General features: G+C 45.2%; 13 protein-coding genes and 1 riboswitch. Of the genes, 3 read left to right on the top strand and 10 right to left on the bottom strand.

Annotation, left to right across the window (positions count from 1 at the left end; genetic code table 11):
- The first annotated feature begins 587 nt into the window (after nucleotides 1-587).
- A riboswitch (cyclic di-GMP riboswitch) is annotated at nucleotides 588-676 on the top strand.
- Between the two features lie 108 nt (nucleotides 677-784).
- Nucleotides 785-1171 carry a hypothetical protein gene (locus R2K28_RS11280; RefSeq protein WP_316364426.1) on the top strand — a complete coding sequence of 129 codons (387 nt, stop codon included), beginning with the start codon at nucleotides 785-787 and terminating at the stop codon, nucleotides 1169-1171.
- Nucleotides 1172-1222: 51 nt separating this feature from the next.
- Here R2K28_RS11280 and R2K28_RS11275 read toward each other — a convergent pair whose 3' ends face one another.
- From R2K28_RS11275 to R2K28_RS11245, 8 genes are all read right to left on the bottom strand, one after another.
- Nucleotides 1223-2380, bottom strand: a complete 1158-nt coding sequence (locus R2K28_RS11275; RefSeq protein ID WP_316364425.1) for a c-type cytochrome — start codon at nucleotides 2378-2380, stop codon at nucleotides 1223-1225.
- Nucleotides 2381-2453: 73 nt separating this feature from the next.
- Nucleotides 2454-4247: a cytochrome c3 family protein gene (locus R2K28_RS11270; protein WP_316364423.1), complete on the bottom strand. Its 1794-nt coding sequence runs from the start codon at nucleotides 4245-4247 to the stop codon at nucleotides 2454-2456.
- A gap of 1 nt (nucleotide 4248) precedes the next feature.
- Nucleotides 4249-5256 carry a hypothetical protein gene (locus R2K28_RS11265; RefSeq protein WP_316364422.1) on the bottom strand — a complete coding sequence of 336 codons (1008 nt, stop codon included), beginning with the start codon at nucleotides 5254-5256 and terminating at the stop codon, nucleotides 4249-4251.
- Nucleotides 5253-7250 (bottom strand): hypothetical protein, encoded by a 1998-nt coding sequence (locus R2K28_RS11260; RefSeq protein WP_316364421.1) that lies wholly within the window; start codon nucleotides 7248-7250, stop codon nucleotides 5253-5255. Before R2K28_RS11260 ends, R2K28_RS11265 begins: the two co-directional genes overlap by 4 nt.
- A 22-nt stretch (nucleotides 7251-7272) precedes the next feature.
- Nucleotides 7273-7617, bottom strand: coding sequence for a c(7)-type cytochrome triheme domain-containing protein (locus R2K28_RS20445; protein ID WP_442871393.1), 345 nt, complete (start codon nucleotides 7615-7617; stop codon nucleotides 7273-7275).
- Nucleotides 7618-7669: 52 nt separating this feature from the next.
- Nucleotides 7670-8338 carry a c(7)-type cytochrome triheme domain-containing protein gene (locus R2K28_RS11255; protein WP_316364420.1) on the bottom strand — a complete coding sequence of 223 codons (669 nt, stop codon included), beginning with the start codon at nucleotides 8336-8338 and terminating at the stop codon, nucleotides 7670-7672.
- Nucleotides 8339-8385: 47 nt separating this feature from the next.
- Complete coding sequence (locus R2K28_RS11250; RefSeq protein WP_316364419.1) at nucleotides 8386-9012, bottom strand: cytochrome c3 family protein; 627 nt, start codon at nucleotides 9010-9012, stop codon at nucleotides 8386-8388.
- 453 nt (nucleotides 9013-9465) lie between these two features.
- Nucleotides 9466-10557 (bottom strand): 6-bladed beta-propeller, encoded by a 1092-nt coding sequence (locus R2K28_RS11245; protein WP_316364418.1) that lies wholly within the window; start codon nucleotides 10555-10557, stop codon nucleotides 9466-9468.
- A 289-nt stretch (nucleotides 10558-10846) separates the two neighbouring features.
- Here R2K28_RS11245 and R2K28_RS11240 point away from each other — a divergent pair, with 289 nt between their 5' ends.
- Nucleotides 10847-11596, top strand: coding sequence for a hypothetical protein (locus R2K28_RS11240; RefSeq protein WP_316364417.1), 750 nt, complete (start codon nucleotides 10847-10849; stop codon nucleotides 11594-11596).
- 460 nt (nucleotides 11597-12056) lie between these two features.
- Here the strand turns inward: R2K28_RS11240 and R2K28_RS11235 are convergent, their stop codons facing one another.
- A complete protein-coding gene (locus tag R2K28_RS11235; RefSeq protein WP_116448199.1) occupies nucleotides 12057-12374 on the bottom strand; it encodes a hypothetical protein in 318 nt (105 codons plus the stop codon).
- 1103 nt (nucleotides 12375-13477) lie between these two features.
- The gene (locus R2K28_RS11230; protein WP_316364416.1) at nucleotides 13478-13984 is read right to left on the bottom strand and encodes a PEP-CTERM sorting domain-containing protein; all 507 of its coding nucleotides are present in this window, start codon (nucleotides 13982-13984) and stop codon (nucleotides 13478-13480) included.
- Nucleotides 13985-14255: 271 nt separating this feature from the next.
- On the opposite strand from R2K28_RS11230, the gene R2K28_RS11225 reads away from it, so the two are divergent.
- Entirely contained in the window at nucleotides 14256-17039 is a 2784-nt protein-coding gene (locus R2K28_RS11225) for an SPOR domain-containing protein (protein ID WP_316364415.1), read from the top strand.
- The last annotated feature ends 100 nt before the right edge of the window (nucleotides 17040-17139 follow it).

The following is a 17139-nucleotide window of genomic DNA, read 5'->3' as shown; positions in this document are numbered from 1 at the left end:
AGTTGTTTTTTGTGCAAAAGTTATTAGAAAACTTACCGTCAACATGGTTATAAGATGTTGTTTTATAAAGGTTTGAAACAACCAACTACCGTCAACATATCTTTGTAACCAATAGATTATGAATGGAAGTAATGGAGACTTTTAATCAGGTGGTCGCAGGTTCGATCCCTGCACGACCCACCAATCAAATCAAAGGGTTACGTTGTTTTTCCACCCCTTCATTTCAGCTTTCTGAAAACCTTTCCGAATAAAATTCTCGGAATTCGTACTAAGAAAGTTCTCCATTCATCGAGGATCTCTCCTCTTCGGTGTAGTGGTTACTGACAGCCATCCCCATCGCTGAGGCGTACTTTATCCGAGAGACATTATTCGACCCCTCTGAAGGCATCAGCGGTTTTGGCGGTACTGTAAGATGCTGCCGCCATTCCAAATAAGTAGATTAAAGATTATTTCACCATATACGACATTTAATCAGGTAGGCGAAGGTTTGATTCCTGAACAATCCACCATCTTCAACAATCGCTAAAGTTTACACAGAAGTGGGTCGCTACAGGCTATAGAAGCAAGTGATGACTTGTTTCTATACGTGTTCGAAAAGGCAAACCTGCTGAAAGGCAGGGACGCAAAATCACAGTCTAAGGGCAGCTCTACCGCCTATGACCGATGGATTACCGAAACCGTAATATGCACCAATTAAAAGGAATTGGTGACATATTCAGGCCGATATACCAAGTGTTGTGTGTCTTGTCGTTTCGAACTCCTATGGCAAGGTAGGAGATGTAAGATGCACAGGCCGTTCAAAGCGCAATTAATCCTCCACGGTTTGGCAGTGTTGCTTTTCACTATGGCATTCAATGCAATGGCGAGTGATCAGTATCTTACTGCAGTGAGTACCGGTGAGAACCAGAAGCAATGGGTATGCGATTACGCTAGAGCACATGACAATGTGTTGTATCTACGCTGTGAAGATCTGGCAAGCCTTTATAATGACCCTCTGATCATGGAAGGGGATTATGAGGAAAATTCCACAAAATTAATTCCTATCTGGCGCAGGCCCAGTAGTAATGAAGGCGCAGTGGCACTTGTCAAAGCGGTAATCTGTGATCAGAAGACTGAATGCAGTGTTCAGATGAAGTCCCTGTCTGATGCCAGGCGAATTGTTCAACGCTAATAAGGGATTGACAAACTGAATCCCACTTGGCGTCGTAAGTGGGATGGTCAGTTACTTGTTCAGCTTATAGATCCCAAACTCTTCAAATTCGTTATCACCCATGGGTTTTAATACAAGAAAATATCCATCCTTTAGCTGTTGAAAGGACAGGTCTTTGATATTAGATTCATGGGTAAAGATAACTAAATTGCCTTTTCCTTTATAGCTGCCGATGCGATGTTCCAGTTGTGTAGCATAGGAGTCTGTCTGTTCGTCAGAGAGCTTATCGTGAGATGCCAGATAATCAAATGTTTCAACACCCCCGAATGCGGATCGTGCGGTCTCATGTGCAAGGCAGTGGGGACTGGCTAAGACTTTGTCTATTGCGATACCCCTGGATTTGAATAGCTTTCCTAGTTTAACTGCCTCGGATTTGCCTTTTTCAGACAAGTTGACTTTGCCTGAACAGGATGAGTCACGCAGTAAAGGGTGCGCTGTGTTTTTATCGTTATCAACGGTTGGCGATTTCAGAATGACAACCAGTCCACCATCTTCCAAGTGTGCCCATACTTGGTAAAGCAGTCTGATATAACTTACTACGCCTTCGACCTCCTTTGCGGTGAGTATGCCTTCCCACGCCGGCATATAATCTCCCTTTCCTTCCAGAATCTCTTTGGCGAGAGATCTATTGCTTATACTATCTGTCTTATGCGGATTGCTAAGGTCGATAGGTTTAATACCGATGAGTTTGGTTAAAGCTCCATTACCGTCACCATCACGACCATGGCATACGGAGCAATAACGCTGAAAAACCTCATAACCGAGATCAGGGTCCCCGGGCAGTGTGTGTTTGGTAGTGCTGAGAAAACGTAGATAAGCGATCAAAGCGGTGATTTGGCTCTGTTTAAGAACATCCTTCCACTTTGGCATGTCTTCACTGATTTTACCGTGACCTGAACGTAAAGACTTAGGGGCTGTCTTGTTACCGGTAATTATTTTTTGCAGGGCGTAGTCGCTTTTAGATGGTACATAGCTAATGAGATCTTCCGGCTCGATCTTTAATTTCCTTGCTAAAGGTCCGTTGCCTTTTCCATCCAAACCATGACAGATCAAGCAGTGAGAGATATAGAGTTTTCTGCCTTCAAAAGCAGGGGAAGGGTTGGCCATACTGCTAAAATTAACAGATATGAGAAGTGTGAATAAAACCAGTGCCTGAGTGACAAGTTTCATAGGTTAACCCCAAGTAAAATTATGTGAGGATATAGTCACGTAATTTTTACAAACATGGTGTGAGATTAGATCATTAATAATCAAAACCATTATGTACTTCTCCATGACAAGTGAGCCAACAGCTACCGTTGTGTACTCCCGCATCTATCCAGGTAGGCTCGACATAGTCTCCAGCGCCAGTGATTACCCTGACCTGACCCGCGATGTTGGACGATGTAAGGAAGTTGATGAGGTGTGGACTGGATGCAGAACCATGTGGGTCATGGCAATTGATACAGCCAAGATTGTTATTTATCACATGTTCATTGTGAGGGAAGGATTGATCGGTGTACAAATTACCGGAGTCATGGCATTTAAAGCATAGATCGTTTGAGAGCGTTGTGGCATTCACCGGATCAAAGTCATATGCTTGTGCCAGGATGCCCTCATAGGTTGAACCATGTGGACCAGTAGGATCCACCCCGCCAGCAGCAGGAGATGAATTGCTACTGTGACAGTCGTTGCAATAGATCTGACCGCTGATGGTGGTCAGGGGAATGTCATTGCGGAGGCTGGGTACCTCACTATTGTTTAGCGGATTGTTGATCTCGATTGGATGATAGGAAACGAGAGATGGATTGCCTGAATTCACTTTATCACGAATGTTATAAATGCCGTCTGCCCGTACCATATTGTAACTGTTTGCCGTGGAGCAGCGCTGTGTGTCGCAAGCGCTTTTACCAGGTATGCCATGGCACTTGAAACAGACTTCATATTCATAGTCCGCCTCTGGTTTAAAACCGCCGTTAATGTCAATGCCTGTAACACCGGCCATACTGCCGTTGATAAAAGGTGCTGTTGAATGATTACCCCCAAGCGGATTGTTGGGATTGAATGAGATCATGGGTGGAGAGCTGAAACTGGCATGTGGGTTATGGCAATCTTCACACTCCACATGCAGTGACATTGTCAAAGGGTTTTCTATACGTGCGGAGTCATGATCTATATTAGGCGTCTGCTCTACAGGGTGGTGATAGAATTTCTGCTGCTCAGCCAATATATCAGCCTGACTAACAGTTCCATTATGGCAGAGGTAACAGGTATCTTCTTCGCTGTCTTTGATAAGTCGTTCAGGTGTTGTTGCATTGTGAGGCGCGTGACAATTCATACACGCGTTCTCCTGTACTGTCAGACCTGTCCACTCAGGTTTGCGCTCAGGCCAGGGATTCGTCCCTTGAGGTGTCGCGTTTGAAGTGGCATGTGAACTGCTAGTCCAGTTCCAGCCAGTGCCTGAGGGTAGATGACAGGTGGTGCACAATTCACCATTTAATGTGGATTTGTGAAGAAAGGGTGGGTGAATATTTTCATGTGCGTCATGACAGGATGAGCAGTGAAGTTCATTGTTTCTGAGTGGCAGATCAACGTTATTGGGATGAGCCAGGTCTGGATCCGTCGTTAAAAGACCCGGGTTATAAAAAATAGATACCGGATGATCATCGGACAAGTCGGTACCGACCAGTGAACGGCCAGTGATAAATGTGTTGCCAAGGTCGTTGGTCACGCCAGGATTGATCATATTGCCCAAGGCAATGGTCCCGTCATGGCAAGAGAGACACAACACCGAGGACGAACTCATTACACCAGCCTCTGCATCCTTGGTACTGCTTTGGTAGTCTATATATACACCGCTTGAGGATCTGTTCCATAGAGGGGAGTCCGGAGCAGATGCATGGGGTGTATGACAAAAAATACAGATTCGATCTTCCGTTTGACTTTTCACTAATCCTGGCCCTGATGTTGACAGGTTATGCAGTGTATCAGCCACTCCACCATGAACTGTATTGGAAGCCGTTACCAGTAATATAAAGAGAAGAAAGACCTTAGGCATGTCACTCATCCACCTTCAGGTACTTAAAAACCTGGATGCGTTGATTATAAGAGTCGGCAACAAAGATTTTGTCGTCCCAAACTGTTAATCCAGAGGGCATGTGAAATTCGCCAGGTTGATCGCCGGATTTACCGAACTCAAGCAAAAACTCGCCTCTCTGATTGAATATCTGAACGCGATTAGCCAAAGCGTCTGCAGCGTATATATGTCCGTCAGAGTCAACCGTAAGTCCTTTTGTTTGGGTGAAGTAACCGGAAGCATCGCCTTGCTTTCCAAAGGTCTGTAAATGACGACCATTGCTATCAAAGGCCTGAATTCTAAAATTCATGGTGTCATTGACAAGCAGCCGGTTATTCGAGAATGCTAAATGGCTCGGGTAATTGAATTGTGCTTTCTTATCCCCGCGCTTGCCTATTTTATATAAATAGTTTCCTGCATAATCATAGACATGTACTTCATGAGCTAAAGTGTCAGAGATATATAGGTGTTGCAGAATTGGATCAAAGGCCAGGCTGGTTGGCCGAGAAAAAATTTCCAGGACCTGCAGTACATCATAAGATTTATTTAAAACGAATACTTTATTCAATTTAGAATCAGCTATGAAGAGTCTGTCACCGTCAATAGCAACGCCAATTGGTGATTCAAAGTGGTAGTCACCGGCAGAATCTATGCTGCTATATGAGGGTTGATCTAATTCATAAACATGCACCATTGCTGCATCGGGGTCGGCAATAGCTATTCTGTTCTTATGAACAGCGACAGCGTAGGGACGTGACAGACTATGTTCAACACCACCTGTGAACAGCTCTATCAATTTTCGAAAAAATGATTTCTCGATGCCCAGGTCGGCAGCGTCACGAAATTCAGTGACGAACTCTATACGCGATCTCTCAGGAGCAGCCGGCCAAACCAGGCGGGGAGAATGGTCAGGTTTTTTTATAGCCACTGGACCGGTTGAGGAACAGGCAGATAACATCAGTAAAAGAGATAACATAAAATACCTGATCACAGGATTCTCCGTCTCAGGGTGAACATCAACCTTTTATCGGTCGTTTGGGTCGTTTCATTATTTTGTATACTGGTAACTTCACGACGGTCATGATGATAGTTGAAGTCAAGCTCAAGCTTTCGATATCGCCATTGAGCCCAAATGCCAGCAGTGGTGAATCGGTCGTCTCTGAATCCGCCTGTAATTGCACTCCCTCTATCCTTTCTTTTCCATCCACTTATCGTTGGGCGGATAGTTAAATTTCGACTGGCATGCCAGTTGGCAGTAAGATCGATGCGATAGAGATCTGTGTCGAGTGTGTCCTGCTCTATGAATGACTGGGTGGCATTTATATTCCAGGCAATAGCCCTTTTTCTCTTGCTCCATGATGATGTCCAATTAAAACGCTGACTGTATGTATGCGTGGTTGATTCGAACCCGCCAGAGAGGGTAAAACGACGTTCTGCGCCCAGTACAGTATCTACACCTAAGGGTTTGAAATGGAACTCAATATCGGTAAAGGTGTTACGGGTGTTTTGCAGAAAGCTTTCACTGGCGCCTGATATCAGTTTGTCATCTGACTTACTGTCGGAATGAGTGAATCGTATCCAATCGAAGTCAATTGAAAAATGATAATTGGTAAATGTCGTGGAAAACTCCTGTGACGGTAATTGCTGTGCCTGGTAAGTTACCAGTATGTTATCCCCGCTGTTGATTCTTCCGCCAGGAACAGTTTGCAGCTGTGTTAGATCGCCAGACAGCTGCAGGATTGTATAATCCGTATTTTCGTCATATACAACTACCCCGTTGCTATCAGTAACGATAATCGTATTGAGGATGATAAAACGCTGATCAAGTAAAATCGCGCCTGTCAGTGGTACTGTCTGACTCTCATCGATGATATCAATTGTGCTCAGGTTGGAGATGCGGTCGGTTTCCTGGTAGGAGGCACGGAGTCCGCCTCTGATATTTGCACCGAACAGTTTATTTTTCGAGTATTGCGTCTCTAAGCCAAACCGCCACCTGTCTTCATCCAGATCATCTGATTCGCGAGTGTTGATATTGACATGGGCAATCGTATCCAAATTCTTATGAAGTCTATGGTGCAGCTCAAAATCACCACCATGTTCTGTATTATCAATGGTCTGGGTTATGGACTGATAGTGATATGATGTCCGGCTATAGAGATTATCCAGGTGTTGAATTCTAGCAGTCTCATCGATGCTTATGCGTTCGTTGGCATTAAATCCTGTGCGATCATAATAGGTTACAACTGAATGCAGGTGACTATTACTACCCCAAAATAAATTGTGGGATAAGTTGCCTTTGTCCAGTTCGTAATCCTGGTTGCGGGTGGTGATTCTATCATCAAGATCACTGCGCTCCAGATACATGCTCAATTTGCTGCTACGCCCTTTTAACACCCAGCTCTTCAAAATTTCATCTCGCTCGATGACAGAACTGTTCAGGCTTGTGCGAAACTCCTCATCAAGCGCTCTCTCTTCATACGAGATACTTGTGGGAAAAGCAGGATTTTTCCAGTGTACAGTGGTGTTATATGTATCGATGACCGTATCGAAACGACTGCCCAGGGAACCGGTGTTGAGATTAGAACTTTTTTGAGCGGACAGATCCAGACCAAAGGGGCCAGGAGTACCCTGTAACAGATTGGTCTGGAATAAATAGTTCAAGAACTCCCCGTCGTTTTCCTGGCGACTCTCACTGGAGTCGAATTCTGTCCATGTGTAGACAGGTTCGATATCAATAAGAAACCAGACGATTTTCGGATCGAGCAGATACCCCATTTGTCCGATCCTCAGGCCCGCTTCCCACTCGGTTTCACGGGAGTCGCTGCCATTGCGCCTTTTGGTGCCATCATATTTCACGATTAAATCTAACTCTGTGGGATAAAGGCCAAGACTACCCCCGAGTTCGGCATACAGGCTGTCACTCCATAAATAGATGAATGCAATAAGTAAACCCCTATAGATAGGAGATATCATGTTTTTTGGCATGATCTCCCCCGGAAGCATACTCTTATTTCTCTTTGATCAGATGACAGCGATTACAATTCGCAAATCCATCGTCAAAAGCCTCAGTGCCATTGTGGCAAGTGGAACAGACTTTGCCTTCCTTCATTAGATCCTTATTTATTGATGTAGAGCCTGTCTTCATTTCAAATATTGTGTTGTGGCAGGCATCACAGCGGTAATTAATACGATGTATCCAGTGGGGAAAAATAGATGGAGGAAATGATTTCAGTTTTTCAGGATCTCCACCTTCACGAGTATATTGAATATCTCCGGGAGCCGCGGAAAGCGGTGAGCAAAACGTCAAATAAACTATTAACGTCGACAGCAAAAGACAACTGTACTTACACATAACTCCACCACTTTTTACCCCTGAAACACAAATGACAATCTGTTGTTGTTAATCATTCTTCGTCCTCTTCCTCCTCCTCTTCTTCATCATCGCTGTTTATATGACAGCGGTCGCATGCTTTGAGGGAGAAAGAGACTTTTTTTCTGCCATGACAGGCTCCACAAGATGCACCGCGTTTCATCTCTTTCATGGTTGCAGGGTTTCTTTTATAGGGATAGAGAGAGGGATTGTGACAATTCTTGCAACCAAGCCAGACAGTATGGGCGGAGTGGGGAAAGAATGCATCGTCCTCACGCTCCTCGGCTTTGATTATGAAATCCCATTGAAAGGCGGTGGCCCACAATGTCATGAGATCCTTACCTGGGCGAGGCCGAATCATTCCTTGCTCTAGCGCATATGACCAGTCAATATTCTTCTCATCGTCTTTCGGCAAAATTTTCTTTACCTTATCCCACTCCTTGATTGACTCAATATCTGGTCTTGGAGCATTGTCATCAGGGGGATAGAAAAATGCGCTACTCATATTTCCTGATTGATTCTCACTAAGATCCATTGCTTGAGATTTAATCAAGGCTGTCTGCCTATTCAATTCTTGTTCAGCCAGTTCCTTGGCTGTGGGGGGCTGAATATCAAAGAACAACTTTTTCGTTTCAGTGCTACATGCAGCAATCAAAATCGAGCACGAGATAACCAGGGTAATGGATATTACCCTGATTACCATGCTCGGCCTGTCCGCCATGCGGATCACGCGATGAAATCGCTTTGAGACTATTTAATGTGACAAGCCAGGCAAAGCGCACTGCCGGCATTACTCACTCGTAGAAAAGGCTCATTCGTATTGTCATGAACAGAGTGGCAGGTGCCGCACTCGACTTGATCCCCACCCGCACCGAACAGTTGCAAACCGTTGACTTGAGAACCTACTGGTGCAACAAAATCCGTATCTTGTGTCGAGTTATAGGTCAGGGAGATCGGGTGGTCATTACTAAGGTCAGTACCAAGACTGTCACCTAAGGTGAATACGCCTGGAGCAGGGGTAACACCGCTGGGAAAATTAATTAATTGGTCAGCAGCTACAGATCCATCATGACAACTCAGGCATGCAAGAGAGACACCTGACGGTGCGCCAGCAATGGTCATGTCAAGCGATGGACTGCTGTACATGGTGTATGTTGCTGTGGTGTCCTCATGATTCCACAACGGAGTTGTGCTGTTGGTAGTGCTGGCATTATGAGGGGTGTGACAGTAAGCGCAAATTTGAGTATTTCCAGCATTGGTTAACAATGTTGTCTGACTGGTAAGGTCGTGAGATGTACCAGTAATATCTGCAAATGATGATGTGGTAAAAAGGGTGAAAAGGGCAACTAGAAGTGACAGGATCGCTGTTTTTCTCATTCCAATCCTCCAGTAAGGCAAAGGATGATGCACCAGCTCCGTTTAGTGCAGAATATATATTATTTTACTGCTTGGGGTGCTTCTACTGCATCAATGCCTTGACTGCTTTTGTACATCAGCAGTTCTTAAGATTTCTTAAGGTTTGCTTAAGAAATGGGAAATATATCCCACATTTGAGTTTATATCCTATGCCAATATACGTAGTCCGTCAATGGTTTTAAGGAACTTAATGCTTGTTTAAGTCATTTAAAAAAATTATTTATGATCAGAGAGGAAGGTCTGAAATATAACGAACTTCTAGTTGGGTTATTCTATGAGATCTGTTGAGATAAACATTCATGTGAAATCATTATGTGTAGATATCCTTCGTCAATAGAAGTATTAAGAAAAAATTAAGAATAGTTAAGAAATAATTAAATTGTTATATGTAAAAAGTTACTGTTAAAGGATAAGTTATTTAGTATCGCCTAGATACTCAAACATCTGTATTCGCTGATTCAATTGGTCGGCAATAAAGATTCGATTGTTTCGATCGACGTGAGCGCCAGCAGGAAGATAAAATCCTCCAGGCCCTGTACCGGATTGACCCAGCGCCAACATAAGTTGGCCATCCTGATTGAAAATCTGCACATTGTTGAATGCTGCATCCACGGTATAGATGTAACCTTCACTATCGATTCCTATCCCTTTTAGACGGCTAAAATGGCCGCGTCCGTCACCAAGTTTGCCGAAGCTTTTGAGGTGTTTACCCGTCTGGTCGAATATCTGGACACGAAAATTCATCGTGTCAGCTATATAGAGCAGTCCACTCTGATCCAAGGCAATATTGGTGGGGAAATTAAAATTCCCATTCTCATCACCACGGCTTCCTATGGTGAAATCCACGCCACCATCTTGGTTAAAAACAATCACTTGGTGTTGTTTAGAGTCGACAACATATAGTTGTTGGGTACTATCATTGAATGCCAGGCCAACTGGTGAAGTAAGAACATCCTTGCCACCATATGCATTTAAAAACCGTCCCTCGTTATCAAAAATAACTACCCGATGATCAATCACATCGCTAACGTATACATTTCCTTGAGAATCGGTTGTTACACCTGTAGGTTTCTTAAGAGCACCTGGTCCGGAAGTGCCCCAATAGGCCAAGCTTTGTTTGTTGAGATCAAATACCACGAGCCCAGCAATACCGGTATCAGCCACATATACTCTGCCTAGTGAGTCGCTGTGTACACCATAAGGTTTTATTAGAGCAATTGATTCTTCTTCGTTTTTTCCAAGAAACCAGTCACGTAAGTTCAGTTTACCCCCCTCGTTCAGTGATTCTGAGGATTTGAGACTGCCAAGATAGCGGATTCGGGGTTTTGCCGGTGGTGCAGGCCAAACGAAGTTGTCTGCTTGATCATTTTCAGATGCGGATGAGGGGGTACGAGAGGCGCAGCCTGACATCAGAGCAATTATTGCTAATAGTGCAACTACCTGTACCATCATGAATATTGATTGATAACGGTTATTGGGGAAATTACTTATTGATTGAAGGCTCACGTTCATACTCCCGATGGGTAGAGTGTTAGCTGTTTTTTTGTATTAGAGGTGCTGATCGAGTACGCTTGAATGTATGGTAGCTTAACTCCTGTGTCTCAGGAAGCCTGTCTGAAATCGATTTCCAGTCTGCTGACTTTTCTGATAATAGAGAAGAAGAGAAATAACTTCGCATCCGTAAACACAGCTTTTTCGATGCTCATCAGTTTCATATTCTGCCTGAATCAAAAGCATGAGACTAACTAGGTTGCCTGTCGAAACTAACCTTACTCAATTATATCAAGAGACAAGAATGTATTACTTTAGACCGTTAGTGTTGGCAATTTGCCTGCTTACTGGATTGTCAGCATCTGCTGATGAGGTGGGTACTGGATCAGGCTCGGTTGCAGAGATTATCGATGTGGGGAGTTATACCTACATTCGGCTTAAAGATCAGAATAGGTGGATTGCAACCACTCGATTGATAATCGCTGCCGGGGATGAGGTCGAGTACAAGGGTGGTATGTTGATGAAGAATTTTTACAGCAAAGCATTGGATAGAACGTTCGACTCTATCATCTTTGTACAACGGGCAAATCGGGTGGGTGAGGGTTCCGTGGAAAGTTATCATAGTTCGATGATGGGGGAAGACGAGTCAATTGGCACAAGATCGACTCACCCTGCTTCCATACAGGCTCCCTTGTCTGGTGAGATATCACCTTTGTCAGGAGGTATGACAATAGCAGAGATTATCGCTAACGCATCCCGGTTAAACGACCAGAACGTAGCACTTAGGGCAATGGTTGTAAAAGTCAGCCTTAATATCATGGGAAAGAATTGGATCACATTGCAGGATGGTACAGGTATAAAACCTAACAACAGGCTGATCGTCACATCTGAGGAGATTGTATCACCAGGTGAGCTCGTCACTGTAAGCGGCACAATTCGGAATAATATAGATATCGGTTCTGGCTACAAGTACAAGGTTTTACTCGAGCAAGCCAACTTCACGCAAAGAGATAAAATCCCCTTGCAACCCGAGAGCGGCGATATGTCTAAGTGATCGTTCGACAAACATAACAGTTAATGGGTGTTCTGAACTTCCCTTATATCAACGGACACTCTAATAAAGCCTACTGCCTTACACGTCATGAACAATCACAGCGAAAAATCCACTATCACATCCCTGTTCGTCGGAAGTGTTGTTTCGCTCGTGCTGTCGCTAGTCTTGCCGCGTTTAATCGGTTGGTCAAACGATTTGGCAGGAGCTGCTGCCGCTACGCTCAGTTTCGCGGCTTTCTATATCCTGTCGCTCAGCCTGGCGTTCTATCTGCTAGGATTTACCCTAATAAATCTGAAGCGTTTGGGCCAGTGGCCACGTGTATTGGGTATAGCACCAATTTTACTTGTTATGATAGTTGGTGGACTGCTGCTTTCGTTAGTAAGGTGATTGTTGCCGGAAGTGAAGTGAGAGATGACCAAAGATATTAATGGATTATTTGTGTTTTTATATAACCACTGAATTATTTAACATTCGATTCTGTATATCTAGATAGAAGATAATCTGTATTGGAATCAACTGAGCTGGGCTCAAATATACTCGCCTTTCTAATTTCCAGGTCTATGTTTATGCGTAGCGTGCCATCTGTCTCGAGTATGCCCAAAGCATCTTCCGCTTTGTTTTTAAGGATTACAGAGGGATTGATATCATCCGATCTTCTGATGCATACCAGTTTCCAACCAAATTTTCTTAATATGGTTAAACCATGAACCTGATGTTTATTGATATAGAGTTCTGGAATGGGGGGAATAGGGCCTTCGCCAATGCGTCTGTTTTCCATGGGAAACACCTTCTGATTACTGTGCTACAGATCAGGCTGAATAGGGTAATTATGGGTTACTAGAGATTGCAGTACTGTTGCATGCATCATGTTGTAGCCTCAAGGAAAAATATGTCAACAAAAGTTGTCAAGTATCACAAAAGAGACCGGGCATCAGTGAGATTAACGACTACTGCAACTACAGTTATTCTATTTCAAAAACGTTTGTATAGGTAAATCATCCTGAAATCACGCTCAGTCGTTGGTGGGGTGTGTTCAGAAATCTTCTCGCAAAATACTTACAACGTTCTCTGTCAGAAACTATTAGCAGGTCCTTTCGATCCATGGTGCTTTGCCCGGAACTCATAATTTTAAGGCTAATTATACGGATAGTGCTATTGAAATAATGTAGGATGATTCCTACAAAATATTATTTTTTTTAGGGTATATCAGAAGAAGACAGGAAGATGTATATCAGATACAAAGGACCCTATCAAAATCTACTAATATTGAATGTCCTACATTTTGTGGAACCGAAGAGCCATACCGCGGCGGCTTAATCAATACATATGACGGCAATATCCCTCACTTTACAAAGTTGATATCCAAAACGTGAAATTTACCGGGCAGTGGTGTGCCCCCAATATCGCATAGTCTCCTGCCAGCAAAGTGACTCGAGAGTGCACTAACTAACAATTGCGATAGGTATTATTCACTATTTCGCGCTTTTTGTGGTTGAGATAATAGTGATCAAGAAAAACACACAGCGGAAGGAGCAGGAATATGATTGTTTATCGAAACCCCTCTAACGCTAAGATCAAAGAGCTGATTACCCGATCTAGCGAAGGCGCCGCCAGGTGGATTGAGGAGAAAGAGACTGGCGATGTATTCTACTGGCCCTCGGATACGGCGTACCACAAGCAGATAGCGGAGATTCTGCATATCGCAGAATATAAAAAAGGAATAGCGATCGAAGATAGATGTGAGTCCTGAGTCCAGGATCCTGTGTCTGTTCTCGAAGCCAAGCGGATGCCATGGCTGGAAGATAGGAATTCATCATTGATGATGATGAAAAACGGGAGACCGGGGTGGGGTCTCCCTATGATTCGATTCGCTGGGAATAATTACAAAGACTTGATCTTACGATAGTGGATTAATCCAAGTCCTATTAGACCCACGCCTAAGAGAAGGAAGGTCGAAGGTTCCGGTACATCCGGTGTCGGAGTCAGCGCCGGTGTGGGAGGGGATTCAGGTTCAGGTGAGGGAGGATTCACTACATCAACGACGAGGGGATAGGTAAATGCCTCGCTCGATTCATCACCATAAAAGGCAGATCCGGTTAATTCTGTTAGATCACTGCTATTGGAAAAAGTGAAAGAGAGCAGGTTGTCAGAATTGGTGTCAATAATTGAAAAATAATCGGAATAATTGATCCCGTAGTCGCTGCCGACAGCCGTCCCGCTGATACTATCCACATTCAGTCCGGCAAGACCGGTTGGCTCAGTGGTCCCATCGGCGCTTATGGTGTACAGACCCAAGCTATCCACACTGTGACTGAATATAGGTAGCGCGTTTGCTGTTCCAAAAAATCCTGTAATTCCCAGTATAAACAAACATTTAAGTTTATTCATGAACAAGCTCCCTTTGTTGAATATTATTTTAATAGGATTCTAAATCCTGGCGATAGGGTTTACAAGCAGAGGTTTATCGCACCCTCGTTTTCACAGTTTAATTATTCGCTCCTATTATCTATTCGTAACCTCTCACCAGGACCGGTTTTTATTTGAAAAAATCGATGCATGAGGTATCAACCTGAGCAAATCTATGCTAAAAATATAAGGATATTTCCTGATTTTTTATTGAGATAGAAACATTGTTTAAGATTATCTCTCAGCAAAGCCGGTGAAAAAGAAAAAGCTCAAGAAAAAAGAACTCGCGGTCAGAATAAAGCGATTGGTCGACCAATTCGCCGATCTGAACAACCGGCTCAATCGAGTTTCCCATGACAAACTCAATCAAGGCTTGCAACTGGATCAGTTGAGTAAGGCTGATTCGGCCTTGCAACAACGTCTGCAAGAGATGCAGACACAGATCCAACAACTGATCAATCAGGAAGAGGACCTCAGCAACCTGCTAGAGTCCCTACAGCTGCAAACGTCAGAGGGTGTTTCCGCCGAAGAAGCCAGCGCAGAACAACAACAGATTCAACGCCACATCGACCATTTGAATGAAGAGTTGGCATCACTCCATGAGCAGCATCAGGTGTTCAGGCAGGCGTTGGAGAGTGACAGTCAATCGGCCGACATGGTCGCGAATAATACTGATGATCTGCGCCGAGATGTGGCTGAAATGCTGTCCCATATCCGACGTCTCGAAGAGAGTGGCAGTGAGCTGCTGGTGAGTGATTCGAAGCATGAGGCGCAGATCCAGGGCTTACAAAACGATATCGCTGAACTCAGCCAGAAACTGGCACAGGATTTAATTGAGCGGGGAGGCCCGCAACAGGATGTCACGCAACTGCTACAGGAGAGCGCTCAACCCCTGCGCCACGAAATTGAGCATCTCAGGCACCAGGTCACCGAGAAGGGCGGCCAGCATAAAGAGTTGGAACGCCGCTTATTGGAACTCTCCAATCGTATTGGTGAGACTGGTGCCAGATTAGAGAGTCAACAGCAAGACAAGGCGCGCAAGAGTGAGGTCTTGGAGAATCGCCTATCCAAGTTAGAGACCCTGGTGAAGGATCTCGAACCGGTATCCAATGCCGATCACTCCCATCTGGAGAGCTTGGAGCAGAAGCTCGATAAGGTTGAACGGGATATGCAATCCCTGTTGACTGAAAAGAGCAGTGAGTTGGCAAGCCGCCTCGATTCCTTTGATGGCGCATTGAGCGAACATGCGGCCAAGAGTGAGTCTCTGTATAAACAGGTCGAGCTTCTAAACGACGATATGTCGGGTAATCGCCATGGTTTGGAAGAGCGGCTTGCGTCCATCGATCTTCGACTTTCCAGTTACATCGATCAGCAAGCGGACCTACCGGATCCATTGGCTTCAATCGCACCCGTCATAGAGGAGCAGAAAGAGAAGGTTGAGGAGACGGTTAAGCAGTTGAAACAGGAGATCGGCGAACTGCAAACCAAGCTGCAGGCGATCGATACGGATGAGCAAGAAGCAGCAGATTGGTTGGGCTCAATTGCCACCAACCTGGATCAACAAGCCGAGAATCGGGAACAACTACAGCAGGCTCTCGCCACCACTAACAGTGATATCAACCTCAGACTCGATGAAATCAAGGCGCGTTTGATAATCACAGAGCGCCAGTTAAAAGAACAGGATGAGGCTGTACAGGATCAGTTGCAAAAGTTGACCAATCTGGCCGAAGAGGTGGTGGAGCAGGGTAGGCATGGTGTGGATCTGAAGTTGACCACTGCTACCCTGCAAGAGGATACCAGTAGTCTGCAAGAGAGCAATATCAATCTTAGTGAGCGACTCGATAGGTTGCAGCAGGCGCTGCAACAAGAAGAACAGAGGCAGACAGAGCTCACACAGCAGTTGTCGACAGTCGAGCAAGAACAAAAGGAGATTCGCGAGCTAAGCGACTTGGGACTGGACTCTCTACAGGAACGGGTGAAAACAGCATTGGCTCAGCTGGCGGAACAATCCGGGTTGAATGACGGGCTGACCCAGCGACTTGATGACCTGGAAGTCTCCCTGCAAGAGCAGTTCGGCAATATTGAGTCCAAGCACAACAGGTTGCTGGAGACGGAATCCGAGAACCAGGAACGGCTGGCACTCCAGGAGCAAAGCAATCATACCCTCTCCGAGGTGGTTACGGAGCTCAGGACAGATCACCTGGGATTACTGGAACAGAATGACAAGCAGAAGACCTTCCTCGAGGCGATGACCTCTGAGTATGGTAAACGCCAGCAGGAGTCGGAACAGATGACTCAACGGCTTGGCCTGCTTGGTACTCAGGTAGAGGAAGCCCGCTCGAGCAGAACCTATCACAGTATGGCAATCGGCGGGCTGCTGGGACTGCTTCTGCTATCCGCAATATTAGGGTACCAGTACTTTTCCAACAAGCTCGGCGGCGTCGAGCGTGATGTCTCCCTGGAGTTGATGCAAGTCAGTGAAAACTATTTGACCCGGAACGAGATCGAGGAGCTGATGAACGCCTCTATTGCCGAGAGGGACAAAGACTATGATTTACTGGCAGTCGAGGAGTTGATAAACAAGCAGGAGGAGTTGGAACAGCGACTGGTTGAGTTAGAACAACTTGACGAACAGACGCCTGTGCAACCCGACAGCCAGGAAGAAACATCTGCAACAATCGACCAGGCAGCCTCTTCCCAACCGGTGCAGAAGAGTGATAATCAAGCCTTGGCACAGCAACAATCAGCGACTGATGCTTGGCGGGCGTTAAGAAGTCGCGGCGGTTACACCATTCAGTTGATTGGTGTTTCCAGCGAACCGGCAATCGCTGCATTTGCCAGCAAGCATGGTTTGCAGAATGAGCTGGCCTATATCACCGCCGAGCGTGAAGGCAAGGCATGGCATATCCTACTGTATGGTATGTATGACGCCTATACAGATGCCGCAAAAGCACTGGACAACCTGCCCGAAGGACTGAAATTACAACAGCCATGGATACGTAAAATGCCGCAAAAGGGGACCATCAATCGGCTTTAGGATACTAGGGCCTGTTAACACTAATCCAATGCACTCTGCTGGGACTGTTTTTTGCGCCCAGCAAGGCAGAATGAGCGTGGTGTAGCCCGGCTACATGAGC

Source organism: Candidatus Thiodiazotropha sp. CDECU1 (assembly GCF_963455295.1).
GTDB lineage: Bacteria > Pseudomonadota > Gammaproteobacteria > Chromatiales > Chromatiaceae > Thiodiazotropha.
Note: the sequence above shows the minus strand (reverse complement) of the source record. Positions and strands in the feature narration are given on the sequence as shown.